Annotated in this window: 20 protein-coding genes; 14 read left to right on the top strand and 6 right to left on the bottom strand. The window is 67.7% G+C overall.

Annotated features, from left to right (window positions below; translation table 11 throughout):
* Positions 1–55 precede the first annotated feature (55 nt).
* The 3 genes from ABZW96_RS09995 to ABZW96_RS09985 are packed head-to-tail and all read right to left on the bottom strand — an operon-like array spanning position 56 to position 3,797.
* On the bottom strand, positions 56–1,906 hold the full coding sequence (locus tag ABZW96_RS09995) for an ABC transporter ATP-binding protein (protein ID WP_355073168.1): 1,851 nt from the start codon (positions 1,904–1,906) through the stop codon (positions 56–58).
* On the bottom strand, positions 1,903–2,823 hold the full coding sequence (locus tag ABZW96_RS09990; RefSeq protein ID WP_355073166.1) for an ABC transporter permease: 921 nt from the start codon (positions 2,821–2,823) through the stop codon (positions 1,903–1,905). The genes ABZW96_RS09995 and ABZW96_RS09990 overlap by 4 nt, the downstream gene beginning before the upstream one ends.
* Positions 2,820–3,797, bottom strand: coding sequence for an ABC transporter permease (locus ABZW96_RS09985; protein ID WP_355073164.1), 978 nt, complete (start codon positions 3,795–3,797; stop codon positions 2,820–2,822). The genes ABZW96_RS09990 and ABZW96_RS09985 overlap by 4 nt, the downstream gene beginning before the upstream one ends.
* Before the next feature lie 155 nt (positions 3,798–3,952).
* Between ABZW96_RS09985 and ABZW96_RS09980 the strand changes: the two genes are divergently transcribed.
* Positions 3,953–4,792, top strand: coding sequence for an HAD family hydrolase (locus ABZW96_RS09980; RefSeq protein ID WP_355073162.1), 840 nt, complete (start codon positions 3,953–3,955; stop codon positions 4,790–4,792).
* A 453-nt stretch (positions 4,793–5,245) separates the two neighbouring features.
* Here the strand turns inward: ABZW96_RS09980 and ABZW96_RS09975 are convergent, their stop codons facing one another.
* On the bottom strand, positions 5,246–7,846 hold the full coding sequence (locus ABZW96_RS09975) for an N-acetylmuramoyl-L-alanine amidase (RefSeq protein WP_355073160.1): 2,601 nt from the start codon (positions 7,844–7,846) through the stop codon (positions 5,246–5,248).
* A 250-nt stretch (positions 7,847–8,096) separates the two neighbouring features.
* On the opposite strand from ABZW96_RS09975, the gene ABZW96_RS09970 reads away from it, so the two are divergent.
* Entirely contained in the window at positions 8,097–9,536 is a 1,440-nt protein-coding gene (locus ABZW96_RS09970) for a SpoIID/LytB domain-containing protein (RefSeq protein ID WP_355073158.1), read from the top strand.
* A 72-nt stretch (positions 9,537–9,608) separates the two neighbouring features.
* Here ABZW96_RS09970 and ABZW96_RS09965 read toward each other — a convergent pair whose 3' ends face one another.
* On the bottom strand, positions 9,609–10,109 hold the full coding sequence (locus ABZW96_RS09965; RefSeq protein ID WP_355073156.1) for a MarR family transcriptional regulator: 501 nt from the start codon (positions 10,107–10,109) through the stop codon (positions 9,609–9,611).
* Between the two features lie 104 nt (positions 10,110–10,213).
* On the opposite strand from ABZW96_RS09965, the gene ABZW96_RS09960 reads away from it, so the two are divergent.
* The 3 genes from ABZW96_RS09960 (at position 10,214) to ABZW96_RS09950 (ending at position 12,843) form a co-directional block, all read left to right on the top strand.
* A complete protein-coding gene (locus ABZW96_RS09960; protein ID WP_355073154.1) occupies positions 10,214–11,191 on the top strand; it encodes an EamA family transporter in 978 nt (325 codons plus the stop codon).
* 51 nt (positions 11,192–11,242) lie between these two features.
* Complete coding sequence (locus tag ABZW96_RS09955; RefSeq protein WP_355073152.1) at positions 11,243–12,001, top strand: MerR family transcriptional regulator; 759 nt, start codon at positions 11,243–11,245, stop codon at positions 11,999–12,001.
* Positions 12,002–12,159: 158 nt separating this feature from the next.
* Positions 12,160–12,843: a hypothetical protein gene (locus tag ABZW96_RS09950; RefSeq protein ID WP_355073150.1), complete on the top strand. Its 684-nt coding sequence runs from the start codon at positions 12,160–12,162 to the stop codon at positions 12,841–12,843.
* Between the two features lie 8 nt (positions 12,844–12,851).
* On the opposite strand, the gene ABZW96_RS09945 is transcribed toward ABZW96_RS09950, so the two are convergent.
* Positions 12,852–13,484, bottom strand: coding sequence for a helix-turn-helix domain-containing protein (locus tag ABZW96_RS09945; protein ID WP_355073149.1), 633 nt, complete (start codon positions 13,482–13,484; stop codon positions 12,852–12,854).
* 108 nt (positions 13,485–13,592) lie between these two features.
* On the opposite strand from ABZW96_RS09945, the gene ABZW96_RS09940 reads away from it, so the two are divergent.
* The 9 genes from ABZW96_RS09940 (at position 13,593) to ABZW96_RS09900 (ending at position 25,825) form a co-directional block, all read left to right on the top strand.
* Positions 13,593–14,315 carry an SDR family oxidoreductase gene (locus tag ABZW96_RS09940; protein ID WP_355073147.1) on the top strand — a complete coding sequence of 241 codons (723 nt, stop codon included), beginning with the start codon at positions 13,593–13,595 and terminating at the stop codon, positions 14,313–14,315.
* Between the two features lie 244 nt (positions 14,316–14,559).
* Positions 14,560–15,786 (top strand): UDP-galactopyranose mutase, encoded by a 1,227-nt coding sequence (gene glf / locus ABZW96_RS09935; RefSeq protein ID WP_355073146.1) that lies wholly within the window; start codon positions 14,560–14,562, stop codon positions 15,784–15,786.
* A 7-nt stretch (positions 15,787–15,793) separates the two neighbouring features.
* A complete protein-coding gene (locus ABZW96_RS09930) occupies positions 15,794–17,728 on the top strand; it encodes a glycosyltransferase (protein ID WP_355073145.1) in 1,935 nt (644 codons plus the stop codon).
* A gap of 74 nt (positions 17,729–17,802) precedes the next feature.
* Positions 17,803–18,363 (top strand): phosphatase PAP2 family protein, encoded by a 561-nt coding sequence (locus tag ABZW96_RS09925; RefSeq protein ID WP_355073744.1) that lies wholly within the window; start codon positions 17,803–17,805, stop codon positions 18,361–18,363.
* Position 18,364: 1 nt separating this feature from the next.
* Positions 18,365–19,291: a decaprenyl-phosphate phosphoribosyltransferase gene (locus ABZW96_RS09920; protein WP_355073143.1), complete on the top strand. Its 927-nt coding sequence runs from the start codon at positions 18,365–18,367 to the stop codon at positions 19,289–19,291.
* A gap of 4 nt (positions 19,292–19,295) precedes the next feature.
* Positions 19,296–21,236: a flagellar motor control protein ZomB gene (gene zomB, locus ABZW96_RS09915; RefSeq protein WP_355073742.1), complete on the top strand. Its 1,941-nt coding sequence runs from the start codon at positions 19,296–19,298 to the stop codon at positions 21,234–21,236.
* A gap of 229 nt (positions 21,237–21,465) precedes the next feature.
* Positions 21,466–22,533 (top strand): alpha/beta hydrolase family protein, encoded by a 1,068-nt coding sequence (locus ABZW96_RS09910; protein ID WP_355073141.1) that lies wholly within the window; start codon positions 21,466–21,468, stop codon positions 22,531–22,533.
* A 306-nt stretch (positions 22,534–22,839) separates the two neighbouring features.
* The gene (locus ABZW96_RS09905; RefSeq protein ID WP_355073139.1) at positions 22,840–23,901 is read left to right on the top strand and encodes an alpha/beta hydrolase family protein; all 1,062 of its coding nucleotides are present in this window, start codon (positions 22,840–22,842) and stop codon (positions 23,899–23,901) included.
* Between the two features lie 883 nt (positions 23,902–24,784).
* A complete protein-coding gene (locus ABZW96_RS09900; protein ID WP_355073137.1) occupies positions 24,785–25,825 on the top strand; it encodes an alpha/beta hydrolase family protein in 1,041 nt (346 codons plus the stop codon).
* The last annotated feature ends 114 nt before the right edge of the window (positions 25,826–25,939 follow it).

The following is a 25,939-nucleotide window of genomic DNA, read 5'->3' as shown; positions in this document are numbered from 1 at the left end:
CAAGCCCGCGGTCCACCGCATTCGGTCGAAACGGATCCGCATCGCGCCCTCCTACCTATCTGCTGACTGCCGGCACCGGCACCGCGTCGATCAGCGCCCGCGTGTACTCGTGTTGCGGGGCGGCGAAAATCTGCTCCGCCGGGCCGTACTCCACGATCTTCCCGCGATACATGACCGCGATGTCGTGGGCCAGGTTCCGCACCACGGACAGATCGTGTGAGACGAACAGATAGGAGAGGCCGCGCTCGGTCTGCAGATCGCGTAGCAGGTTCAGCACACCCGCCTGGATCGAGACGTCCAGCGAGGAGACCGGTTCGTCCAGCACCAGCAGTTCCGGGTCCAGCGCGAGTGCGCGGGCGATGCTGATGCGCTGTTTCTGGCCGCCGGAGAAGTCGCCGGGGTAACGGTCGGAGTGTTCCGGGCGCAGACCCACCTTTTCGAGCAGTTCCGGTACCCGGCGGGCGATCTCGGCGCGCGGCCGCCCGTCGATGCGCAACGGCTCGGCGAGGGCGTCGAAGATCGGCAGGCGGGGGTCGAGGGAGGCGGTGGGGTCCTGGAAGACGATCTGCATCTTGCGGCGGATCTCCCGTTTGCGCGCCTTGCTCAGGGATCCGACGTCGTTGCCCATGATCTCGATGGCGCCCGATTGCGGCGGGACCAGATCGAGGATCTGGGTGAGCGTGGTCGATTTGCCGGAGCCGGACTCACCGACCAGCGCCAAGGTGCGCCCGCCGCGGACCTCGAAGCTGATGCCGTCGACCGCCCTGATCTCCCCCTTGCGGCGGCGCAGCACCACACCGGAGGTGATCGGGAAGACCTTCACCAGGTCCGAAACCCGCAAAACGACGTCCGACTCCACCTGCGCTTCGGCCTCCGGCTCGGCGATCTCGCGCCGATAGGCGTCGAACAGCTCGTCGGTGCCGACCTCGGCGGTGCGGATGCAGGCGGCGGTATGACCCGGTTCGACTGCCTCCAGCGGCGGTTCCGCCGCCCGGCATTCGCCGATCGACACCGGGCAGCGCGGTGCGAACGAGCAGCCCGGCGGCAGCGCGTGCATGGCGGGCGGGGCGCCGACGATCGGGATCAGCGGTCGCCGCGGCGGACCGTCCATGCGCGGGATCGAGCCGAGCAGACCAACGGTGTACGGCATCCGCGGCGCGTTGAACAGCTCGCTCGCGGTGGCGGTTTCGACGATCTTGCCCGCGTACATGACGGCGACCCGATCGGCCAGGGTCGCGGCGATGCCCATGTCGTGGGTGATCATGATGACGCCCGCGCCGGTGATGTCGCGCGCTTTGCGCAGCAGATTGAGGATCTGCTTCTGCACCGTCACGTCCAGCGCGGTGGTCGGCTCGTCGCAGATGATCAGCGCCGGATCGTTCGCGATCGCCATCGCGATGACGACGCGCTGGCGCTGGCCACCGGAGAACTCGTGCGGAAACGCCTTGGCCCGCACTTCCGGGTCCGGGATACCGACCAGGTCGAGCAGCTCCACCGCGCGCTTCGCGGCATCGCCTCTGCTCGCCTTGCCGTGCGCCAGCAGGGCTTCGGCGATCTGATCGCCCACCCGGTAGACCGGCGTGAGCGCCGAGAGCGGGTCCTGGAACACCATGCTGATGGAACTGCCGCGCAGCTTGGACAGTTCGCGATCGCCCAGCCCGAGCAATTCGCGTCCGCGGAACCGGATGGAACCGGTGATCCGCGCCTGCTCCGGCAGCAACCCCATCACCGCCAGCGAGGACACCGACTTGCCCGAACCGGATTCACCGACGATGGCGAGCACTTCGCCGTCGGAGACCGTGTAATCGACGCCGCGCACCGCGTCGATGCGGCCCTCCTCGCTGGGGAAGGACACCCGCAGATCGGTGATCTCCAGCAGTGGCGCGGTGGAGGTCGTCGTCGTCATGCCTTCGCCTTCTTCTTCGACCGAGCCCGCTTCGCGCCGGGATCGAACGCGTCGCGCAGTCCGTCACCGACGAGGTTGGCGCACAGCACGGTGATGATCAGCAGACCACCTGCGAACAGGAACAGCCAGGGATAAGTCAACGCTGATTTGGTCCCCGCGGCGATCAGCGAGCCGAGCGACACGTCCGGCGGCTGCACGCCGAAACCGAGGAAGCTCAGCCCCGTTTCGGCCATGATCGCCGAGCCGACGGTGAGGGTGGTGTCGATGATCAGGATCGAGGCGATGTTCGGGATGACGTGGCTGAGGATCACCGTGCGGGTGGGCGCGCCCATGTACCGCGCGGCCCGGACGAATTCGCGATCACGCAGGCTCAGCGTCAGGCCGCGCACGATCCGCGCCGAGATCATCCAGCCGAAGCAGGACAGCAGGAGGATAAGCAGCAGGATGGAACCGCTGCCCTTGGTGCGCGGCGCGAACAGCGCGATGATGATGAAGCTCGGGACCACCAGCAGCAGGTCGACCAGCCACATGATCGCCCGGTCGGTCCAGCCGCCGAGCAGTCCGGCCAGTGAACCGGCGGTGGCGGCGATCGTGGTGGACAACAGCGCCACGCACAGGCCGATGACCAGGGACTTCTGCAATCCGCGCAGGGTCTGCGCGAGGACGTCCTGACCGATCTGGGTGGTGCCGAACGGATGTTCCGGGCTCGGCGGTTTGAGCAGGGCGGTGTAGTCCAGCTGTTGGTAGTCGTAGGGCAGGAAGGGCGGCAGCGCGAAACTGACGACGAACAGCGTGATGAGGACGATGCCGCCCGCGACGGCGGGTTTGTTGCGCAGGAAGCGCCGCAGGACCAGCTTGCGCCGCCCGGTCGCGGCGACCTCGGGCGCGCCTTGGACGATGATCTCGGCTTCGGTCATCCCACACGCACCCTTGGATCGAGAATCGCGTACACGATGTCGGACAGCAGACCCGACACCAGCACGACCAGGCCGGCGAACGCGGTGACCGTCACCACGACGTACAGATCCTGGGCGTTGATCGAGTCGACCAGCCACTCGCCGACGCCGTGCCAGCCGAAGATCTTCTCGGTGAACGTCGCGCCGGTGATCAGGGCGCCGAGACTGTAGGCGAACAGCGTGGCCATCGGGATCAGCGCTGTGCGCAGGCCGTGCTTGTACAGCGCCTTGCTTCGAGTGAGCCCCTTGGCGCGGGCGGTGCGGATGAAATCGCTCTGCAGCACGTCGAGCATCGCGTTGCGCTGGTAGCGGCTGTAGCCCGCCATCGCACCGAGGGCCAGCGCGGTGGTGGGCAGGATCAGGTGCTGGATGCGGTCGAGCAGTTGCGGCCCGAATCCTTCGATCTTGTTCGCCGACGTCTCGCCGGTGTAGAGGAAGATCTGCGATCCGGTGAGCGAGTTTACTTCCAGCGCACCGTATTTCAGCAGCGTCGCGAGCAGGAACACCGGCGTGCTCAAGATCAGTAGCGACACCACGGTGGTGAAGTAGTCGCTGAACTTGTACTGCCGGATCGCCCCCGCCGCGCCGATCAGCACGCCGAGCACCGTGCCGACCAGGGAGCCGACGATCAGCAGCCGCAGACTCACCGCGACCCGCCGCGGCAACTCCTCGCTGACCGGTTGACCGGCCAGCGTCGTGCCGAAGTCACCGTGCGGAATGCCCTTCAGCCAGGTGATGTAGCGCTCCGGGATCGGGTCGTTGAGGTGCAGCTCCTCGGCCTTGGCGTCGATCACTGCCTGTGGCGGGCGCGGATTGCGTTGTTCGAGACTGTCCAGCGGCCGGAACGTCAGGGACGCCAGACTGAACGTCAGGAACGAAGCCAGCAGCAACAGCACGACATAGTTGAGCGCGCGTCGTAGCAGGAAGCCGGTCATCAGTCCTCTGGTCTTTCGGCTGGACGGGCCAGCGTCGGTATTAGCCCCCGATCATAAGGACGTGGTTCGCGGCGCGCGTGCCACACGACATCCGGGCATGTCCGGGGCACAGCCGAGCACGGTGGCCGGGCGCGGGCCGGAGGTTGTCCGGCAGGATGGAATGGGTGACGCCCCTGCACCTCCCCAAACCGAAGATGGTCGCCACCGACGTGGACGGCACGCTCATCGATCACGACGAGCGGGTGACCGCGCGGACGAAGGCGGCGGTGGGCGCCCTGATCGCCGACGGTGTGCCGTTCGTGCTGGCCACGGGCCGTCCACCACGCTGGATCGACCCGGTGGTGCAGGGGCTCGGGTACGCGCCGCTGTGCGTGTGCGGCAACGGCGCGGTGATCTACGACAGCGCCGCCGACCGGGTGCTGGTCAGCATGACGTTGGACGTGCCGACGCTCGCCTGGCTCGCCGACGTCGCCGAACGTGCCTTGCCGGGCTGCGGCCTCGCGGCCGAACGCGTCGGCGAGAGCGCGCACGACGCGGTGACGCCCCAGTTCGTCAGCTCGCCCCAGTACGAGCACGCCTGGCTCAATCCCGACGACACCTCGGTCGCCCGGGAGGAGGTCATCGACGCGCCCGCCATCAAGATGCTGATCCGGCTGCCGGGTGCGCGCAGCTCGGACATGCGCACGGTGCTCGCGCCGCTGATCGGCGAACGCGCCGACATCACCTACTCGACCGAGCACGGGCTCATCGAACTGTCCGCGCCCGGCATCACCAAGGCCGCGGGGCTGGCGGTGGTCGCCCAGCGGCTCGGTGTGGACGAATCGACCATCGTCGCGTTCGGCGACATGCCCAACGATGTCCCCATGCTGACCATGGCCGGCCACGGTGTCGCGATGCGCAACGCCCACCCCGAAGCCCTCGCCGCGGCCGACGAGATCGCCGAATCGAACACCGACGACGGAGTCGCGCGCGTCCTCGAGCGCTGGTGGGTGTGAGCTGTGTTTGTTTTTCCAGCGCCTGCGGCGCTGGGTGTTCGCGGCCCCTTATGGCTCGCGTCCGAACGACCGCCGCTTGCTCCTTCGTCGCCTACGCGGCGGCCGCTCGGACGCGAGCCGGGCCGCGAACGGCGGATGCTCGGTCTCGCTTCGCTCGAAAGACGTGGTTGAGGTTGGCTGGGCGCGCTGGTCTCCGACCTGGGGAAACGGTGCGCGCAGGGAACGCGGGGAAACGGTGCGCGCGGGGAAACGGTGCGCGCGGTTCGGGTCCGAGGGGGCGACGGGGTGTTCGGGGCCATCTGGTGGCCGATTGGTTTGCCGGGGTCGAGTGACCGCGGCTTCGGCATGTCCGACCCACAAGGCCATGGGTATGTGCCTGAACGACTCGGAGCACGCGCGGGGCGCGAGCTCCGAGAGGGGCAACTTGTCCGGGATCAATCCTCGGTGATGGCGTCAGCCCTCAGGTGATCGCGGTGGAGCGGGGAACGCGGCTTCGGCTGGGGTCGGGCCGTGTGGCGGGTGTACGGCGGGGTGCTGTGGGGGTAGCTGTGGCGGACTGGTCGATGCCGGTGCGTCTGCCGGGGCCTGGGCGAGTGAGGTTCGTGCCGCGGGTGCCGGGCCGATCGACGGTGTGGGTGTAGCCGGGGCGGGGGTGCCGTTCTGGATCGGTGCGCTACCCGGAGCTGTGACGGCCGGAGCTCCGTTGGCCGGTGTGGGTGTAGCCGGGGCGGGGGTGCCGTTCTGGATCGGAGCGCTACCCGGAGCTGTGACGGCCGGAGCTCCGTTGGCCGGTGTGGGTGTAGCCGGGGCGGGGGTGCCGTTCTGGATCGGAGCGCTACCCGGAGCTGTGACGGCCGGAGCTCCGTTGGCCGGTGTGGGTGTAGCCGGGGCGGGGGTGCCGTTCTGGATCGGAGCGCTACCCGGAGCCGTGGTGGCCGGAGCTCCATTCGCCGGTGCGGCCGGAGCCGGGGGATGGTGCGGGAGCGGGGCGCTCACCTGCGCCGCGACCGGGTTCCGGCTTACTTCCTCCTGGTAGGTGTCGTTGTAGGTCTTCCATATCGTCGTGACGATGCCGGTGAGCTGGTTGAGGATCAGCGAGCCGTGCTCGAAGTCGGCGCGCAGGCCGTCGGAGACCGGGTGAGCGTTGCGCAGGGGGAGTCCGAGCGCGCCCGTGTCGGCGCCGAGTTGCAGGAAGCGGTCCAGGATGGTGCCGAGCACCTCGACGACCTGTCCGTCCGCGGCGGTGTAGGCGTAGCCGTTGGCGAACTTCGCATACTGCCTGCCCTGCGCGGCGGGCAGCACGTCCGACCGCGCGGCGCCGAGCGGGCCGTTAGGTCCACCGGACTGCGACCAGTGCCTGGCGATGATGTTGTCCTGCACCATGTTCAGCAGCTTGGTGGTCAGCGCGGCGAGGCCCGCCACGTCGGATTCGCCGGGCGGGGCAACCTGGCTGTCGTGCGTGGCGGGGGCGCCCGGCGTGCCGGCGGCGATGTCGCGGATCCGGTCCATCAGCGCGTACGCGGCGTCGCCGGGGCAGGTGGTGTTGCCGACGTCGCGATGTGCGAAGACGATCGGCAACCGCACCGCCTCACCCTCGGCGTACGAGGTGAAGGAGGTGCCCTCGGAGTACATCGTGGTGGAGCCTTTGGGATCGAGTCCGGCGACCTTGGTGCGCCAGCCGACGAATGCGCCGATCGCCTGGATCGCCTCCTGTGTCGGTTGCTCGGACTCGTAGTTGCCCATCAGCGCGACGCCCGAGGTGTTCTCGTTGAACCCGCCCGCGTGCGCGCCCTGTACCGGGCGGTCGAGGCCGCCGAAGCGTCCCTCGAAGACCTGCCCGTACTTGTCGACGAGCGCGTTGTAGCCGATGTCGCACCAGCCCAACGTCTTCGCGTGATAGGTGTAGATCGCGCGGACGATGCCCGCCGACTCGGACTTGCTGTAGTCGTTGCGGCCCGCGGTGTGGTGCACCGTGACGCCGCCGAGATGGTCGTCGTAGGTCGGCTGGTCGCAGCGGATGGATTCGTCGGCGCCCCATTGGGCGCGGGTGATCACGCTCGGTCCGCCGCCGGGCAGCGCGGCGGCGACGCTGTGCAGGTCGCCGTCGGCGGTGGCCCGACCGGGATCGATCAGCACGGCGGTCAGGTCCGCGGACTGCTGGGCCGGGTCGTCGGAACGCGCGGCGGGGTGCGGAGCCGGGTCGTCCGGTCGCGACTGGTCGTCCGCGATGGGTCCGGGCTGCGCCACCGGCTGGATCGTCGGAGCTGCTTGCTTACGGGTGACCAGGACCTGCACGGCGTTCGTGTTGCCGACGTAGATCGGTTCCGTGCCGTCGGTCGGGCCGGGACCGGAGTGATCGGTGCGGTAGGTGTCCACCGCCTCGGTGTCGTACCAGGGCCCCCAGGTGCCGTCGGGCTGGCGGGCACGGATCGTGGCCGTGGTGTCCGCCAGTCGGCGCGCGGTGAGTGCGACCATGCTGAACGGGGTGTCGCTGGAGAGTTCCTTCACCTGCGCCCCCACCTGGCCCATCAGTTCGGGGGTCACCGCACCGGGAGACAACGCGGGGGTTTCGGGAGTGGTGCCGGGCTGGAGCCGGGCGGGATCGGCGATGAAGCGCACACTGCTCGTTGGCGCCCCGGAAATCGGCTGACCAGGGGAATTCGCGCTTTCGGACGTTTGACTCGGAGTGAATTCCGAACCGGAGGTTTGAACGGAATCCGAGCTGGGTAGTCGCATTCCTTCCGGTGGCTGCGCGCCCGGTGGCAGCGGCCCGTCCGGAATCGGAATGCCCGCGGCGCTCGGCAGCATGCGCAGGTCGGAAAGATGCAGATCAGGCAGGCTCAATCCGGTGAGTTCGCGCAGCGGCAACACGATATCGGGCGCGCGCGTGAGTGCGACCTCGGCGAGTCCGGCCGCGACGGCGCCCGGCTCGCTGTTGGTGGCGGTGCGGTAGTCGTTCGAATCGCTGAGCATGAGCGTGCCGAGCGGGGCAGCTACCGCGAGGGTGGTGACAACCGGTAGCACGTAGGAGCGTTTCGGTTTGCGGTACCGCACGAGCGTCTCCAATCAGGTCGTACCAGTGATCATGTGTGATTAAGGGTCACTTCCTGATGTATCAATGGTCACAATAGCCACATTTGTCACACGGCTAAACCTCTGGTTGAGGATTATGTGATTGCCTGAATGTAGCTCGATGATTGCTAGCGCGTCTGGAAAACGTGCGGAAAAGGTGGGGATCTACCGGATCTGTTAACCGTGGGAGTGAGCGGATGCATCGTAATACGCGTATGCGGAGATCAGAAAAATGCAGGTAAAGGCGATATCGACGAGCCAGGAGCTGGCCAGGCGGCCGCATCGGCGCGTGATCGGCCTCCTGGTGCGCACTTCCCTGTTGCTCATCGGATCCGGAGTGATCGCTGGAGCCCTCGCCGCGCTTCCGGACCGGCCGGTCGACGCGCTGTATCGCCCGCTGGCCGGACCCGGGCACGGCCGCGGCTTGAGCCAGGTCGGCGCGTTCGAAAGCGCCCGAGCGGGGTGGGGGGCCGACCGCATTCTCGCGCACTACTATCCCGGCGCGACGCTCGGCGCCGTCGCGCCTACCCCGGTCCGGGTCCGCCTCACGGCACAGGACGGCTCCTCGCTCGACGCCTTCGCCGCCACCGGCCTGCGAGTGGCGGGCCGAGAGTTGCCGCCAGGCCAGGCCGCGCACCTCACGCCGCTGCCCGATGGCGGCGCGAATGTGGTGGTGACGGTCGGCTGCGACGGTGAGGTGCTGTGGCAGGCGCCGACCGACGACCCCTGGATTCATCCCATCGACGCACGTCCGAATCGCCCTGTAGCGGAACATCTCACGGTGTGCGGTGGTCCGTCGTACCGCGGCGCCCTCGGCGTCGCCCTCGAGGATGGCGCGGCCCGCACCATCAACCAGGTGGATGTCGAGGACTATCTACTCGGCGTGGTCCCGGCCGAGGTGCCACCCGACTGGGCGGACAAGGGAGCGGCCGAGGCGCTGCGTGCCCAGGCGATCGCGGCCCGCTCGTATGCCCTTGCCGAGCAGCGGTATCCGTACGCGCAGACGTGCGACACGACGGCCTGCCAGGAGTATCCCGGTACCGCGCGGGAGGACCCGCGGACGGCGGCCGCCGTCGCGGCCACGGCGGGCGCGGTACTGGTGCGCGAAGGCCGGATCCTGCGGACGGAGTACTCCGCCGCACCGGGCGGTGGGGAACCGGCGGATATCAACACCATGGACGTCGGGCCTGCGCCCGGGGAACTGCTCACCACCGCTCCGGCCGGCGATCCACGGACGCAGGCGGCGGTCACCGAGTCGGCGGCGGAGGTCACCGAGTCGGCGATCGATGCCGAGTACCGCCGTATCGGCGGTGCGAACAGTTCCCTCGGTGCGCCGGTCGGACCGCAGATGATCCTGCCGCAGCGTGCGGGGATCTACCGGATGTACACCAACGGCATGATCATCGTGACGCCCACGCTGGGCGCGCAGGTGGTGGACTATTCGCGCATGTTGCAGGTGGTGCCGGAAGTCGCTGGGGCGCAGCAGGTCCCGCCCAGCGCGCCTGGTGCCGCGCTTCGGCCCGAAGCGGGCGGTATGGCTCAGCCCGGCGCCGTCACGCCTGACGGTGGGGCACCAGCCATCGGTTCTCCGCCATCGGCCGGTGTGATGCCCCTCGGTCCGCTTGCGGAGACCGTGGGCATGCCTCCGGTCACTGGATCTCGGCCCGCTTGACCGCTGGCCTCTGCCGCGCCCTCTCGATGACGGGGTGCCGGTCCGGGCGTCGTCGTGGTGTCCGGGCGGCTGCTACTCCGGCGGCGTATCGCCGAGCGACTCGGCCAGTGTGCGCAGAAATCCGGCCAGTTGCTCGCGGGAGGCGGCGTCGAGCGCCGCCAGCAGCCGCTGTTCGTTCGCCATGTGCTTGGGCAGCAGGTCGTCGATGAGGGTGCGGCCCTGCTCGGTGAGGTGGATCCGGACGGCCCTGCGATCCTCCGCGCACGGTTTGCGCGCGACCAGTCCTTTGGTCTCCAGTCGGTCGATCCGGTTGGTGATGGCGCCGGAGGTCACCATGGCGACTTGGAGCAACGCGCCCGCGGTGAGTCCGTCTTCGGCGCCGGAGCGGCGCAGCGTCGCCAGCACGTCGAATTCCCAGAACTCCATGCCGAACTCGCCGAAGAACCGCTTCAGGTCTTGGTCGACCAGTCGCGCCAAGCGTTGGATCCGGCCCACCACGTGCATCGGCGAGACGTCGACGTCCGGGCGCTCGCGCTGCCACTGACGCCCGAACAGGTCCACCGCGTCGGACATGAGTCTCCTCTCTACAGGAATAATCTCAACGTTCATCTACTTGACGCTGAGGCAACTCGACGGGTAAGTATTTCAACGTTGAGATTATCAATGAGGAGTCAAGTATGACGACACGCACCGCGGGGCCCGCCGAGGCTTCGGTCGCGGCCACCCTGGCGCTCACCTCGCTCACCCCGATCGTCTGGGGTTCCACCTACGCCGTCACCACCGAGTTCCTGCCGCCGGACCGCCCGCTGTTCACCGCGCTCATGCGCGCCCTACCCGCTGGACTCGCGCTGCTCGCGATCACGCGAGTTCTCCCCCGCGGCCGGTGGATCGGCCGGGTGGCGGTGCTCGGCGCGCTCAATATCGGTGCGTTCTTCCCGCTGCTGTTCCTGGCCGCCTACCGGCTGCCAGGGGGCGTCGCGGGCGTGCTCGGCGCGGTCGCACCGGTGTTCGCGCTCGCCTTCGCGACCGTGGCTCTGAGCGAGAATCCCGGTGCGCGCAAGTTGTTCGCAGGGGTGGTCGGCGTCTTCGGCGTGGCGCTGGTCGTGCTGCGGGCCGACGCGCAACTCGACGTCGTCGGGGTGGTCGCGGGGTTGGCGGGCGCGGCGTCGATGGCGATGGGCACCGTTCTGACCAAGAAGTGGGGTCGACCGGACGGCGTCGGCCCGCTGACGCTCACCGGCTGGCAGCTGACCGCCGGTGGTCTCTTCATCGCTCCGCTCGCGCTGCTGGTGGAAGGCGCCCCGCCCGCGCTGGACGCGGAAGCGGTCGGCGGCTATCTGTACCTCGGCGTGATCGGGACCGCGGTGGCGTACTGGCTCTGGTTCCGCGGCATAGCGCGAGTGCCCGCCACCTCGGTGGCCTTCCTCGGATTGCTCAGCCCGGTGTCGGCCGCGGTGATCGGATGGGTCGTGCTCGGGCAAGCGCTCACCACGCTCCAGATGGCCGGCATGGCGATCGCGCTGGGCAGCACACTGCTCGGCCAAGCGGTCGGCGCGCCGAAGGAACCGGTTCAGCCCGCGCCCGTTCCGGCTGGCGACTCCAGCGTTGCGCTGGGCACCGAAACCTCGCCGGAGAAGGTCTTGACTTTGACGTAACGTCAACTTGCAAGCTGGTTGCACCGACGAGAGCACGAGGGAAGACGGGTCGTGGGCGGCAAGGAGTGGTCCATCCAGGATCTGGCGAAGGCGGCCGGTACCACCAGTCGCACGCTACGCCATTACGGGCAGTTGGGGCTGTTGCCGCCCAGCCGGATCGGAGCCAACGGCTACCGGTACTACGACCAGCACTCCCTCGTGCGGTTGCAACGCATCCTGCTGCTGCGTGACCTCGGCCTCGGCCTTCCGGTCATCGCCGAAGTCCTTGCCGGAGAGCAGGAAACCGCCGCCGCGTTGCGTACGCACCTGGAACTGCTCCGGCAGGAACAGGATCGGATCCGGCGGCAGATCGAGTCGGTGCGAACCACGCTGCACAAGACGGAAAGAGGTGAACAACTCGTGGCAGCAGAAGTTTTCGACGGCTTCGACCACACGAAGTACAAGGACGAGGTGATCGAACGCTGGGGCAAGGACGCCTACGAGAGCGGTGACCGCTGGTGGCGCTCGATGTCCGACACGGACAAGAAGAACTTCCAGCAAACCCATCTCGACATCGCCGCCGACTACGGCCGAGCGCACGCCGACGGACTCGCGCCCGACGCCGACGAGGTGCAGGCCATCGTCCAGCGCCACTACGACTGGATCGGCATCGGCTGGCAGGGTCGTCCGGTGGTGCGAGAGGCGTTCGTCAACCTCGGCGAGATGTACGTCACCGACCCGCGTTTCGCGGCGAACTACGACGTGCACGGCGCGGGCACCGCCGAGTTCGTGCGCGACGCGATGAAGGTCTACGCCGAGCAGCGGCTGTAGAGCACAACTCTCCGGCGGCCGGTACGCATGTGCGCGTACCGGCCGCCGGATCGCCCGCAGTAGGGCCGATGCAGGGCGATATCGCTGTGCGAAGGCCACTTTCGCCTCGAATATGCCCGGAGAGCGCGGTAAGGTTCGATGCGGAAATGGGGGGTTCGATGAACGATCCGTACGCGCGATCCGGGGCGCGGACTATCGGCGCCGCACCGGCGACATGGCATGGCGCGGTGGCGGCGATAGCGGCATGCATCGGTGGCGGGGCGACCCTTCTCGGGGCGGTGTCCGGCATCAACTTGCTGCGCGGCCTCAACGATCTGAAGTTGGATGCCGCCAAGGACATCGACACTTGGTTGGTCACCCGTCACATCCGAGTCGTGCAGGAAAACTTGCTCGTCGTCTCCGCGCTGCTGGCAGTGGTCCTGATCGTCGGTGGGATCCTCCTGCTGCTCGGCAAGCCGGCCGGGAGGGAATCGGTTCTGATCGGCGCAGGGTGGGGATTCTTCGGCGGCTTGCTCGCGGCGACCTACGGGAACCAATACGGGCTGTCCGCGGAAACGCCTGGCTCGCCCCTCTTCCTGATTGTCGGGGCGGCCCTTTCTTTGATCGCCCTCGTCACTGTCGGGACGAGTCCGCTCGGCCGCAGAGCCACAGCGCCCGCGCCGCCGCAGTCCCTTCCTCGGCCATCGGTGCCGCAGTTCGGCCACCAGGCCCCGGCACCCCCACCTGGCTATCAATCGTCTCAGCCTGGCTACCAGCCCCCGGCGCCCCAGCTTGGCCACCAAGCCCCGGCACCTCAACCCGGCCACTTCCCGCCGGCGTCACAGCCGGGGCCGCATCACTGAACGCTGAGTCAACTTTCGTCGTCGCGGCCGAGCGCGTGCATCAATTGGTGCTCCGTGATCGGAGGCACCGGAAGCGGGTGGGCGGCCTCCGCGCGCAGGCCGTCGAGTATCAGACCGAGGTGGCGCCGCCAGGCTTCGGGGGCGATATGACTGGTCGCCTCGACGATTCTGGTGTGTGACCAGGTGATGAACGCGATGTCCTCGAGTACCCAGTCGGCGCGCAGCGCGCCGGCCTCCTGCGCGCGGGTGATGATCCGGCGCATCAGGCCGTGGCCGTATTCCTGGGCCTGCGCGATGGCAGGACTGGGCGCGGCCCGCACGGCGAGTTCGCTGAGCAGCCGGTCGGCGGCCTGTAAAGCGCACACCTGCTCCACCAGGTAGACGAACGACTCCCACGGGTCATCGATGGCGAGCGCGTTTTCGGCGATACGGCTGCCCGCTTCGATCCGGTCCTCGACCGCGGCCGCGATGAGGTCGTCGCGGGTCGGGAAGCGGTTGTAGAGCGTGCCGATGGCCACCCCGGCGCGGGCGGCGATCTCTTTCAGCGGCGCGTCGAGACCGCGTTCCTCGAAGACGGCGCGGGCGGCGGTCACGAGCGCGTCCCGATTGCGCTGGGCATCGCTGCGTAACGGCTTGTCCACGGGCCGATCCTACAAATCGGGCAACACGCATATGTTGAGCATTGGTTCAACTTAATGCTACCGTAGACCGCATAACTTGAACCATGTCTCAACTTAACAGGAGTGGCAATGTCCAAGACCATCGCGATCTTCGGGTACGGACCCGGCCTCGGCGTCGGCACAGGACGCCGATTCGGGCGCGAAGGCTTCCGGGTGGCCGTCATCGGCCGGGATCCCGAAAAGGCGCGGCGGCACGCGGAGGAGTTGACGGCCGAAGGCATCGAGGCCGCGGCCTTTCCCGCGGATGTCACGGTTGGCGCGCAGGTCACGGGGGTGATCGAGAAGATCGAGGCGACGTTCGGGCCGATCGACGCGGCCATGCACGGCGCGGCGGGCAACATGAGCGATCGCATCCCTGACACCCTGTCGGTGGACATCCCGTCCCTCGATGCGCCCATCGCGCTGAAGCTGCACTCGCCGATCCTGGTGACGCGCGCGCTCGCGCCGAAGATGGTGGAGCGAGGCGAAGGCGCGCTGCTGTTCTCCTCGGGTTCGTCCGAGCACTACGTGGCGCCCTATCTGGCCAACTTCGGCATCGCCCTGGCCGCGCAGCGCGGTTACCTGCGCCAGCTCGAGGTGGAATTGCGGGGTACCGGCGTCTACGTCGGCTTGCTCAACATCGGCGTGCTGATCGACGGCAGCAAAGCCGCGCAGATCATCGATGAGAATCCGGAAGTGATCCCGGCGGGCCTGGAGATCGTCCGTATGAGCGGCGACGAGCTCGGCGATCACTATTGGCGGCTGTACACCGAGCGGGACAAGGTGGAGCTCGACGTAGGTTTCCCGGTCTGAGACCCGTCCCGAGAAGATCACTCGAGCGCGCACCGGCTCCGGCGGCCGGGAGCACCCGGAGCCGTGCGCGCTCATTGGGCCGCGGCAGTAAACAACCGGTCAGTTGCCAAAGAAGTCCATTTGGGCAAACATCCGGCGAAATACTGAGGTCAGGGAGGTGAAACCGGGTGCGGCGAGTGGTGTCGCTGAGCGCAGTTCCGACTCCACCCGGACGCGGCGGGGACTTCCGATACTCTGGGCTCCCGTGACCGTCGCATCGTCCCCGGGTACCTCCGTCCATTCCGCCTCACAGTTCGATCTGATCGTCGTCGGCTCCGGATTCTTCGGGCTGACCGTTGCCGAACGCGCCGCCTCCGTGCTGGGTAAACGGGTTCTGGTGATCGAACGGCGCCACCACATCGGTGGCAACGCCTACTCCGAGCCGGATCCGGAAACCGGGATCGAGATCCACAAGTACGGCGCGCACCTGTTCCACACGTCGAACAAGCGGGTGTGGGACTACGTCACCCAGTTCACCGAGTTCACCGGCTACCAGCACCGCGTCTTCGCGATGCACAAGGGACAGGCCTACCAGTTCCCGATGGGCCTCGGCCTGGTCTCCCAGTTCTTCGGCCGCTACTTCTCGCCGGAAGAGGCGCGCGCGCTGATCGCGGAGCAGGCCTCGGAGATCGAGACCAAGGACGCGCAGAACCTCGAGGAGAAGGCCATCTCGCTGATCGGCCGCCCGCTCTACGAGGCGTTCGTCCGCGACTACACCGCCAAACAGTGGCAGACCGACCCGAAGGAACTGCCCGCGGGCAACATCACCCGCCTCCCGGTCCGCTACACCTTCGACAACCGCTACTTCAACGACACCTACGAGGGCCTGCCCCGCGAGGGCTACACGAAGTGGCTGGAGAACATGGCCGCCTCCGACCTGATCGAGGTGCGCTTGAACACCGACTGGTTCGAAGTGCGCGAGCAGTTGCGCGCCGAAAGCCCGGACGCGCCGGTCGTCTACACCGGCCCGCTGGACCGCTACTTCGACTACAGCGAAGGCGAGCTGGGCTGGCGCACCATCGATTTCGAGACCGAGGTGCTGCCGCTCGGCGACTTCCAGGGCACCTCGGTGATGAACTACAACGACGCGGACGTTCCCTACACCCGCATCATCGAGCCGCGCCACTTCCACCCCGAGCGCGAGTACCCCACCGACAAGACGGTGATCATGCGGGAGTACTCCCGATCCGCGCAGACCGGCGACGAGCCGTACTACCCGATCAACACACCGGAGGACCGGGCGAAACTGCTGGCCTACCGGGAGCTGGCCAAGCAGGAGACCGCCACGGCGAAGGTCGTCTTCGGCGGCCGTCTCGGCACCTACCAGTACCTGGACATGCACATGGCGATCGGCAGCGCGCTGAGCACGTTCGACAACGTGCTGCACCCGCATCTGGCGGATGGTGCGCCGCTCGTGGACCAGGAGGCTTAGGAGCGGAATGACCTCCCAATCCATTTTGGAAGACATGACCACCGAGACCCGCGCCAAGTCGCTGTTGCAGCGCATCATCCTGCCGCGGCCGGGCGAGCCGCTGGACGTGCGCACGCTCTACGTCGAGGAGTCGCAGACCAACGCCAGGCGCGCGCACGCGACCACCCGCACATCGCTGTCGATCGGCGCGGAGTCCGAGGTCTCCTTCTGCACGTACTTCAACGCCCTGCCCGCGAGCTACTGGCGGCGCTGGAGCATCCTGTCTTCGGTGGTGCTGCGGCTGGAACTGGCCGGTCACGGCCGGGTGGACGTGTACCGATCCAAGGCCGACGGCTCGCGAATCCACGTGCAGGGCAAGGAATTCGCGGTCGCGACCGGCGCCGACTCGGTGGCCGTCGAATTCGAGACCGACCTGGGCCCGTTCGAGGACGGCGGCTGGATCTGGTTCGACATCACCACCGACACGGCGGTCACGCTGCTGTCAGGCGGCTGGTACGCGCCGATCGAGGCGCCCGGCGAGGGCAGCATCGCGGTCGGCATGCCCACCTTCAACCGGCCCACCGACGCGGTGAAGACGCTCGCCGCACTCGGCTCCGACCCGCTGGTGCTGGAGAAGATCGCGGCCGTCATCATCCCGGACCAGGGCACGAAGAAGGTCGTCGACGAGCCCGGCTTCACGGAATCGGCGGCCGCGCTCGGGGATCGCCTTTCCATCCACGACCAGCCCAACCTCGGCGGGTCCGGCGGCTACAGCCGGGTCATGTACGAGGCACTGAAGACCACCGACGCCGAGTACATCGTCTACATGGACGACGACATCGAGATCGAGCCGGACTCCATCCTGCGCGCGCTGGCCTTCGCCCGCTTCGCGAAGTCGCCGGTGCTGGTCGGCGGCCAGATGCTCAACCTGCAGGAGCGCTCGCACCTGCACGTCATGGGCGAAGTGGTCGATCGCGGCATCTTCATGTGGACCGCGGCGCCGAACGTCGAGTACGACCACGATTTCTCGAAGTACCCGCTCAAGGACCGGGACAACTCGAAGCTGTTGCACCGGCGCATCGACGTCGACTTCAACGGTTGGTGGACCTGTGTCATCCCGCGGCGCGTCGCCGAGGAGCTCGGCCAGCCGCTTCCGCTGTTCCTGAAGTGGGACGACGCGGAGTACGGCTTGCGTGCTCGCGCGGCCGGGTACCCGACCGTCACGCTGCCCGGCGCGGCGGTGTGGCACATGGCCTGGAGCGACAAGGACGACGCCATCGACTGGCAGGCGTACTTCCACTTGCGCAATCGGCTGGTCGTCGCCTCGCTGCACCTGCCGGGCAACGGGCGCGGCATGGTCGTCAACACGATCAAGGCGACGCTGAAGCATTTGCTGTGCCTGGAGTACTCGACGGTCGCGATCCAGAACCTAGCCATCCGCGATTTCCTCGCAGGCCCGGAACGGCTGTTCCAGCTACTGCCCAGCGCTCTGGGGGCGGTGCACGAGCTGCGCAAGCAGTATCCGGACGCGGTGATCCTGCCCTCGTCCACCGAACTGCCGCTGGCCAGCCACATCGGCGTCGGGGCGGTCGGTGAGCCGGCCAATCCGATCGCCAAGGTGGCGCGGCTGGCCAAGGGCGTGGTGCACAACTTCCGCTCCGCGCGCACCGAACACCACGAGACCCCGCAGCTGAACGTGCCGACGCTGGACGCGCGCTGGTTCCTGCTCTCGCAGGTCGACGGCGTCACCGTCACCACGGCCGACGGCCGCGGCGTCGTCTACCGCAAGCGCGACCCCCGCCAGGCGCTCGGCCTGTTCAAGGAAGCCATGCGCCTGCGCAAGGAGCTGGCCGCCCGTTTCCCGGAGATGCAGCAGCGCTACCGCGCCGCCCACCCGCAGCTGACCAGCACCGCGGCGTGGGAGAAGGTCTTCGGCATCGACACGAAGGATGAGCAGCAGTGAGTCTCGGAGCGAGCGCCGCCGACGACGCGGCGGTGCAGCCGCCGCTGCACAGCGCCAACGGTCACGGTGGCCCGGTGTCCGCGCACCCCGCGCCTGCCGGGCAGGCGCCGCCGGAGGTCGCGATCATCAATGCGGTGCAGGCCACCCTCGGTAGCAAGCCCGCCGTGGTGTCCGCCGCGCGTGGCCTGTCGCACTTCGGCGAGCACGCGCTCGGCTGGGTCGGCATCGCCGCCGCAGGCTGGCTGGTGGACAAGCCGCGGCGCAGACAGTGGGCCGGGGTCGCGGTCGGCGCGGTCGGCGCGCACGCGGCCTCGATCGTCATCAAGCGCGTCGTTCGCCGTCCGCGCCCGAACGATCCGTCGGTGCAGGTCAACGTGGGGACGCCGAGCAAACTCAGTTTCCCGTCCTCGCATGCGACCTCGACGACGGCAGCGGCCGTGTTGCTCGGCAGATTGACCGGGCTACCCTTGCCTGCGGTGCTCGTCCCCCCGATGCTGCTTTCGCGGGTGGTCCTCGGGGTGCACTACCCCACCGACGTGCTCGCCGGTTCCGCGCTCGGCGCCGCGTCCGCCGCCGCCCTGCTCGCCGCCGAAAAGAGACTCGACAATGACCGCACAAGAAAGAGCCTTCGTTGACATGAGTGAAGAGCCGACCGGCGCCGACCTGGCCGAGGCGGTAGTCAAGGGCCCGCCCAAGACGCTGGCCGGCGGTCTGTTCAAGGCAGTCCGTCCGCGGCAGTGGGTCAAGAACGTATTGGTGCTCGCCGCTCCGCTGGCCGCGGGCACGGCGACGAACGTGGACGTGCTCGCGCACGTCGGCATCGCCTTCGTGGTGTTCTGCATGGCGGCATCGGGCATCTACCTGGTGAACGACGCGCTCGACGTGGAGGCCGACCGGGCGCATCCGACCAAGCGGTTCCGGCCGATCGCCGCGGGCGTCGTCCCGGTGAACCTGGCCTACCTGTTGTCGGCATTGCTGCTGGCCGGGTCGATCGCGGGCTCGTTCCTCGCCTCGTGGCATCTCGCCGTGGTGATGACGGTCTACATCGGCATCCAGCTGGCCTACTGCTTCGGACTCAAGCATCAAGCCGTGCTGGACATCTGCATCGTGTCCTCCGGCTTCCTGCTGCGCGCGGTCGCCGGTGGCGCGGCGGCCGACATCGAGCTGTCGCAGTGGTTCCTGTTGATCATGGCCTTCGGCTCGCTGTTCATGGCGGCGGGCAAGCGCTACGCGGAGCTGCAGATCGCGCTGGGCACCGGCGCCAAGATCCGCAAGTCGCTGGAGTACTACACGCCCACCTACCTGCGCTTCATCTGGACGCTGGCCGCGACGGCGGTGGTGGTTTTCTACGGGCTGTGGGCGTTCCAGCAGGACGGCATCAAGGACACCAACTGGTTCGCGATCTCGATGGTCCCGTTTACCATCGCAATCCTGCGTTACGCGGTCGACGTCGATGGGGGCGAGGCCGGGGAGCCGGAAGAGATCGCGCTGGGGGACCGCGTCCTGCAGTTCCTCGCAATCGCCTGGATCGGAGCGGTAGGTGTCGCTGTCTATCTCACCTGACGAGATGCTGGTGGCGGAGCGAACGGAATACGCGGCGGAGCGGTCGGCCGATGAGTCGTCCGGCTCCGCGTCGCGGTTCGCGCGTCTGTCCAAAGCCACGTTCGTCGGTGGGATCACGCTCACCGTTGTTCTTTTCGCGGTCGGGGGCTGGCAGCGGCGGTGGATCGCCGACGACGGTCTCATCGTGTTGCGCACGGTGCGCAACCTGCTGGCGGGCAACGGCCCCGTCTTCAACGAGGGCGAGCGCGTCGAAACCAACACCAGCACCGCGTGGACCTACCTGGTCTGGTTCTTCAGCTGGCTGACCCAGGCGCGGCTCGAGTACGTGGTGCTCGGCGTCGCGCTCACTGTCTCGCTGGCCGCGGTCGTGTTCGCCATGCTCGGCTCGGCGCGCCTGTGGGGCGGGACCCGCACCGGGCTGTTGCTGCCCGCGGGCGTGCTGGTCTACATCGCACTGCCCCCGGCCCGCGACTACGCCACCTCGGGTCTGGAAAGCGGCTTGGTGATCTGCTGGATCGGCCTGCTGTGGTGGCAGTTGATGCGCTGGAGCCAGGCCAAGTCGGTGCGCCTGCCCGGCCTGCTCGGACTGGTCTTCCTCGCCGGGCTGGCCCCCCTGATCCGGCCCGAGATGACCTTGGTCGGCGCGCTCGCGCTGCTGATGATCTTCTGCGCGCCCATGCCCGAGAGCAGGCTGCGGCCGATCGTGCTGCGCGCGGTGATCGTCGCGGTGGCCGGACTGGTGCCGCTGGGCTACCAGATCTGGCGGATGGGCTACTACGGCCTGCCCTACCCGAATACCGCCGTCGCGAAGGACGCGGGCGGCGCCAAGTGGGGGCAGGGCTTCACCTACCTCTGGGACCTCGTCGGTCCGTACTTCCTGTGGGCGCCGCTGCTGGTATTGCTGATCGCCGGTGTGCTCGCCGCTCGCACGGGTGCGACTCGGAACGCGCGTGCCGAAAACGAAGACGCGCGTGGCTGGTCGATCGGCCGGATCCGGGAGTGGTTGCGCTCGCCGGGCGCTGTGGTCGCTTCGGTTCTGGCCAGCGGGTTCCTCCTGACTGTCTACGCGCTTCGGGTCGGCGGCGACTTCATGCACGGCCGAATGCTGTTGCCCCAGCTGTTCCTGTTCCTGCTCCCGGTCGCGGTCATTCCGATCCGGGCGCCGCAGGGCGGTGTGCGCGCGGCCACCGCCGCCGACTGGTCCTACGCGGCGCTGGCGGTGGCATTCGTCGGCGTCGCGGGGTGGGCGCTGTTCGCGGCGAACACCACCGCGATCAAGACCGGCACCAAGATCACTTCGACCGGAATCGTCGACGAGCGCGTCTACTACGTGCTCAACACCGGGCACGACCACCCGATCCTGGCCGAGGACTACTTGGACTACCCGCGCATCCGCGCGATGGTCAACGACATCACCGGCACTCCGGACGGCGGTCTGCTGCTCAACTCGCCGTCGTTCATGTTCTGGTACATCGCTCCGCCGCCCCAGCCGATTCCGGACGGCGGCGCCGGGCACACGGTCTACTTCCTGAATCTCGGCATGACCAGCATGAACGTTCCGCTGGACGTGCCCGTGATCGATCCGATGGGTCTGGCCTACCCGTTGGCCGCGCACACCGACCGGCTCACCGACGGCCGGATCGGCCACGACAAGAGCCTGTACCCGGACTGGGTCGTCGTCGATACCGGCATGGTGGACAAGAAACCGTGGATGCCCTGGTACCTGGACGAGAAGTGGGTCGCCCAGGCGCGCACCGCGATGTCCTGCCCGGACACCCAGGCATTGTTGATCTCCTACCGCGATCCGCTCACCTTCGAGCGTTTCCGGCACAACCTGCGCAACGCGTTGCGGTTCGCGAAGTACCGCATCGATCGCGTCCCGAAGTACGAGATCCAGCGGTGCGGACTGGTCGATCCCTTCCCGCAACCGGTCGCGCAGCGCTGATCCCGTGAATCACATTGGGCCCATCGGGCACGGTGGGCCCAATGGCCCCATTGTGCGAGGTAGATAAAGTGGCGTACGCCGCTTTATCTCTTTTTGGTAACGCCACCGTGTCGATACCGATATACGCTACGACCGTATGCCCGGCCTGGCGTCCACCGGTCGTGGGCATCGACGGGTTACCGTGTGGACGGCTTGCCGCTGTCGCTGTGCAAACGAAAGGTTCAAACTGATGCGAGGCGTGATCGGGCGTCGTCTTAATTCTCGAAGAGCGGGTTCCTGGCTCAAGCGGTCCATGCTGGTTTCGCTGGCAGTTCTGCTACCGCTCGGGGTGTCGGTGGCAGGCCCTGCCGCCCCGGCGTCCGCCGCGTTCAATCCGGATGGCATGGATTTCTGGGTCGACTCCGAAATGGGGCCGATCAAGTCGCGCATCTTCCGCGCCGCCGATGGCAACACCGGCCGCGTGGTGTACGCGCTGGACGGCATGCGGGCGCGCAACGACCTCAGTGGCTGGGAGATCGATACCGAGGTCGCGCGCGAGCTGACCAAGTGGAACATCAACGTGGTCATGCCGGTCGGCGGCCAGTCCAGCTTCTATGCCGACTGGAACGGCCCAAGCGACTTCTTCGGCCTCGGCAGCGCGGGCTCGTCCTCCACCGGTTCGGCGAACTCCGGCTCCGGCCTGCTGACCGGTTCCGCTGGCGGACCGGGCAAGACCAGCACTTACAAGTGGGAAACCTTCCTCACCAACAACCTTCGCTGGGCGCTGCGCGACCGCCTCGGGTTCAACCCGAACGGCAACGGCATCTTCGGTCTCTCCATGGGCGGCAGCGCCGCGCTCACTCTCGCGGCCTACCACCCCGACCAGTTCCGTTACGCCGGTTCGTACTCCGGGTACCTGAACATCTCCGCGCCGGGTATGCGTGAGGCGCTGCGCGTGGCGATGCTGGACGCAGGCGGCTACAACATCGACGCGATGGCGCCGCCGTGGGGCCCGCAGTGGCTGCGGATGGACCCGTTCGTGTTCGCGCCGCGACTGAAGGCGAACAACACTCGCCTGTGGGTCTCCGCCGGTAGCGGTCTGCCCAGCGGGGCGGACGGCATCAGCTTCAACACGCTCAACGCGATGGGTCTGGAAACGCTGGCCCTGGCCAACACGCGCGCCTTCCAGGTCCGCATGCTCACCCTGGGCGCGAACAATGTCACCTACGACTTCCCGGCCGTGGGTGTGCACAACTGGAACTACTGGGCCGATGAGGTCTATCGGATGATCCCGGATCTGTCCGCGAACATCGGGTAGTAGCCCGGCCATAGCGAGGAAAGGCCGTTTCGCGCCATCGGCGCGGAGCGGCCTTTCGGCGTTTACCCGGGCGTCCGCGGGTACTTCGGCAACGAATACGAAGAGAAAACGGCTTCGGTAGTTGTGGTCTGGATCACCATCCAGCAACATGAAGGCATTTCGTTTCCAATTGATACCCGAACAGCATGCACCAAGGTCGATTCGTCCGGTTTCTTGGTGGACGTCTCGTCCTGGTGCCCGACGAGGGGCCGGTTGGGATTGCTAATAGTTTGCCAGACCGGGCCGCCTGAGGGAAAGGTCGATGTGATGCGTAGTGCGCGCGGGAAGCGCTGGCCCCAGAGGCCCCGAGTAGCCGGTTCGTGGTTGCGGCGGTCCGCCCTCGGCATCGCCGCGGCGATGCTGCTGCCGCTCGGGGCGACCGTCGCGGGCGTGGGCGCCACGGCGTCGGCGGCGTTCGACCCCGCGGCCTTCGATTTCTGGGTCGATTCCGGCATGGGTCCGATCAAGACCCGGATCCTGCGTGCCGCCGACGGCAACACCAATCGCGTCGCCTATGTGCTGGACGGCATGCGGGCGCCGGAGACGCTGAACGGCTGGGAGATCGAGACCAACATCCCGCAAGTCCTGGCGAGCCAGAACATCAACGTGGTCATGCCGGTCGGTGGCATGTCGAGCTTCTATGCCGACTGGATCGCGCCAAGCGAGTTCTTCGGCGTCGCGGCGGGCGCGGGCTCCAGCACCGGTTCCGGCGGGCTGGACGGGTTCGCGGGCGGGCCCGGCAAGAGCTACCGGTATCAGTGGGAGACCTTCCTGACCAACAACCTGCGCTGGGCGCTGCGCGATCGGCTGGGGTTCAACCCCAACCGCAACGGCGCCTTCGGCTTGTCGATGGGCGGTAGCGCGGCGCTCACCCTGGCGGCCTACCACCCGGACCAGTTCAGCTTCGCGGGGTCGTTCTCCGGCTATTTGAACAACTCGGCGCCGGGTATGCGGGAGGCCATCCGCGCCGCCATGCTGGACGCGGGCGGCTACAACGTCGACGCGATGGCGCCGCCGTGGAGCCCGCAGTGGCTGCGGATGGACCCCTTCGTGTTCGCGCCCAACCTGATCCGCAACGGCACCCGCCTGTGGATCGCCGCGGCCAGCGGACTGCCCTCGGCCGGCGACCCGCCGAGCTTCGGCACCCTCAACGGCATGGGGCTGGAAAGCCTGGCGCTGGCGAACACTCGCGCGTTCCAGGTCCGGATGGCGACCTTGGGTGGCGGCAACGCCGTCTACTCCTTCCCGCCGTTCGGTATTCACGCCTGGAACAACTGGGCTGACGAGGCCATGCGAATGATCCCGGATATGTCGGCGAACATCGGCTGAATCTTTTGGCAGCGCCTGCGGCGCCGCGTGTTCGCGGCCCCCTATGGCTCGCGTCAGAGCGGACGAGCCTCGCGCCTGCGGCGCATGCGCTTCGTCCACTCTGGCGCGAGCCGGGCCGCGAACGGCGCTCGTAAGACTCGCACCCGGGTGGGTTCGGTGTGTGGGGAACTTGCGCTTTCTGGTGTGCGGCGGGATTGGCGGGGCATTTGTTCGCGGTTTGTGCAGTTGTCTTCCTGGCCGTTGGGGGCTGCGTAGTGGTCCTTTTGAACAGGGAGGCGTTCTTGGGGCCGCCAGCTCGGGGGAGTGGGGGTAGGTAGTAGGGGGTTATGTGAGGGCGGTGCAGGGGAAAGTCCGGGCATTCCACCCAATGTTTGCTGCATGATCGCTGTCGTGCGGTCGTCGGTGCTCGGAGCTGATTGCCCGAAGTCGCCTCTGTGGCTATCACGGCAGATCTCGGTTCCGATCACGGTTCGGTCACTGGCCTGGGAGGACTCTGCCCCGTCGCTCGGAGGCACCGGGGCCTGCGGCGAGGCCGCTGGAGGTGTCGGGATTGCGAAGATCTCGGGCCGGTGACAGTTCCCGCCAGGAGCGCGAATATCTTGCGTTCCAACACGACATCACCGCGAGAACGCGATAAGGTCACCGCACCATTACCTTGCGTGAACGGATGGATTTCGGCCAGTGGAAAGACCCGGATCTTGCTAAAGCGGGGGGCGTCGAATATCGTCCAGCGAGCGCAAGTGTGACCAGATCGTTGTAGCGCCGTCATGGGTATCGGATTGTCGGGACCATGTCCGTGACGCGCGTCTCGTTGGCAACACGGGTGCCGCTTCGCCCCTCGGGCGGCGAGTGGCACCACAACAGCAGAAAGAGAGCAGGATTCATGCGTTTCGGCAGGGCGGCCGCGCCGAAGAGAACACAGTCGGGACGGCGAGGCGCGGCTCGCGGTTGGCGTAATCGAATTCTGGCTGTCGGTGCCGCCGCGCTGGCGCTACCGATCGCCGCAGGCCTGGCAACCCCGACTCTCGCCGCAGCGGCGCCGTCGGTGCACACGCCGGTGTTGCGGGCGCCCGCGGGCGGCTTCGAGGACCTGATGGTCCCGTCCAGCATGGGCCCGATCAAGGTGCAGGTGCAGTGGGCCGCACGCGGCGGCAACGCGGCGCTGTACCTGCTCGACGGTCTGCGCGCCCGCGACGACCGCAACGCCTGGTCGTTCGAGACCAACGCGCTGCAGCAGTTCGGGAACGACAACATCACCCTGGTGATGCCGGTCGGCGGCCAGTCCAGCTTCTACACCGACTGGTACGCGCCGTCGAACCTGAACGGCCAGAAGACCACCTACAAGTGGGAGACCTTCCTCACCAAGGAACTGCCCGCCTTCCTGGAGGGCTACGGCGTCTCGCGCACCAACAACGCGGTCGTCGGCCTGTCCATGGGCGGTAGCGCGGCGCTGGCGCTGGCGGCCTACCACCGCGACCAGTTCAAGTTCGCCGCCTCCTACTCGGGCTACCTGAACATCTCCGCGCCGGGTATGCGGGAGGCGATCCGCGTCGCGATGCTGGACGCGGGCCGCTTCAACGTCGACTCGATGGCCGCGCCGTGGAGCCCGCAGTGGCTGCGGATGGACCCGTTCGTTTTCGCGCCGCAGCTGCGCGGCCTGCCGATGTACATCTCGGCTGCCAGCGGTCTGCCGGGTCAGTTCGACCAGCCGAACTCGGCGGTCGGCGTGTTCAACACCGGTAACGGGATGGCGCTGGAAGCCCTCTCGCTGGTGAACACCCGCGCGTTCCAGGCTCGCCTGAACTCGCTGGGCATCCCCGCCCGGTACGACTTCCCGGCCGCGGGCACCCACTCCTGGAAGTACTGGGAGGGGCAGCTGTTCGCCTCGCGCAACATGATCCTGGACGCCACCGGCGCCTGGTGATCTGATCCGCCTCGTCGCAATTCAGGCCGCGCCGATTCGGTGCGGCCTGAATTGCGTTCGGGGGCAGCTATGATCGCGTGACAGCGAACATTGTTTGCTGTGCAGCGCGTGTCT

This window comes from Nocardia sp. NPDC004168 (assembly GCF_040610355.1).
GTDB classification, from domain to species: Bacteria; Actinomycetota; Actinomycetes; order Mycobacteriales; family Mycobacteriaceae; genus Nocardia; species Nocardia sichangensis.
Note: the sequence above shows the minus strand (reverse complement) of the source record. Positions and strands in the feature narration are given on the sequence as shown.

Coding starts and splice junctions, on each gene's coding strand:
- ABZW96_RS09995 (WP_355073168.1), bottom strand. CDS start 1,906: ATGACGACGACGACCTCCACCGCGCCACTGCTGGAGATCACCGATCTG.
- ABZW96_RS09965 (WP_355073156.1), bottom strand. CDS start 10,109: ATGTCCGACGCGGTGGACCTGTTCGGGCGTCAGTGGCAGCGCGAGCGC.
- ABZW96_RS09900 (WP_355073137.1), top strand. CDS start 24,785: ATGCGTTTCGGCAGGGCGGCCGCGCCGAAGAGAACACAGTCGGGACGG.
- ABZW96_RS09960 (WP_355073154.1), top strand. CDS start 10,214: ATGACGACACGCACCGCGGGGCCCGCCGAGGCTTCGGTCGCGGCCACC.
- ABZW96_RS09905 (WP_355073139.1), top strand. CDS start 22,840: ATGCGTAGTGCGCGCGGGAAGCGCTGGCCCCAGAGGCCCCGAGTAGCC.
- ABZW96_RS09985 (WP_355073164.1), bottom strand. CDS start 3,797: ATGACCGGCTTCCTGCTACGACGCGCGCTCAACTATGTCGTGCTGTTG.
- ABZW96_RS09910 (WP_355073141.1), top strand. CDS start 21,466: ATGCGAGGCGTGATCGGGCGTCGTCTTAATTCTCGAAGAGCGGGTTCC.
- ABZW96_RS09940 (WP_355073147.1), top strand. CDS start 13,593: ATGTCCAAGACCATCGCGATCTTCGGGTACGGACCCGGCCTCGGCGTC.
- ABZW96_RS09950 (WP_355073150.1), top strand. CDS start 12,160: ATGAACGATCCGTACGCGCGATCCGGGGCGCGGACTATCGGCGCCGCA.
- zomB (WP_355073742.1), top strand. CDS start 19,296: ATGCTGGTGGCGGAGCGAACGGAATACGCGGCGGAGCGGTCGGCCGAT.
- ABZW96_RS09970 (WP_355073158.1), top strand. CDS start 8,097: ATGCAGGTAAAGGCGATATCGACGAGCCAGGAGCTGGCCAGGCGGCCG.
- ABZW96_RS09920 (WP_355073143.1), top strand. CDS start 18,365: ATGAGTGAAGAGCCGACCGGCGCCGACCTGGCCGAGGCGGTAGTCAAG.
- ABZW96_RS09980 (WP_355073162.1), top strand. CDS start 3,953: ATGGAATGGGTGACGCCCCTGCACCTCCCCAAACCGAAGATGGTCGCC.
- ABZW96_RS09930 (WP_355073145.1), top strand. CDS start 15,794: ATGACCTCCCAATCCATTTTGGAAGACATGACCACCGAGACCCGCGCC.
- ABZW96_RS09990 (WP_355073166.1), bottom strand. CDS start 2,823: ATGACCGAAGCCGAGATCATCGTCCAAGGCGCGCCCGAGGTCGCCGCG.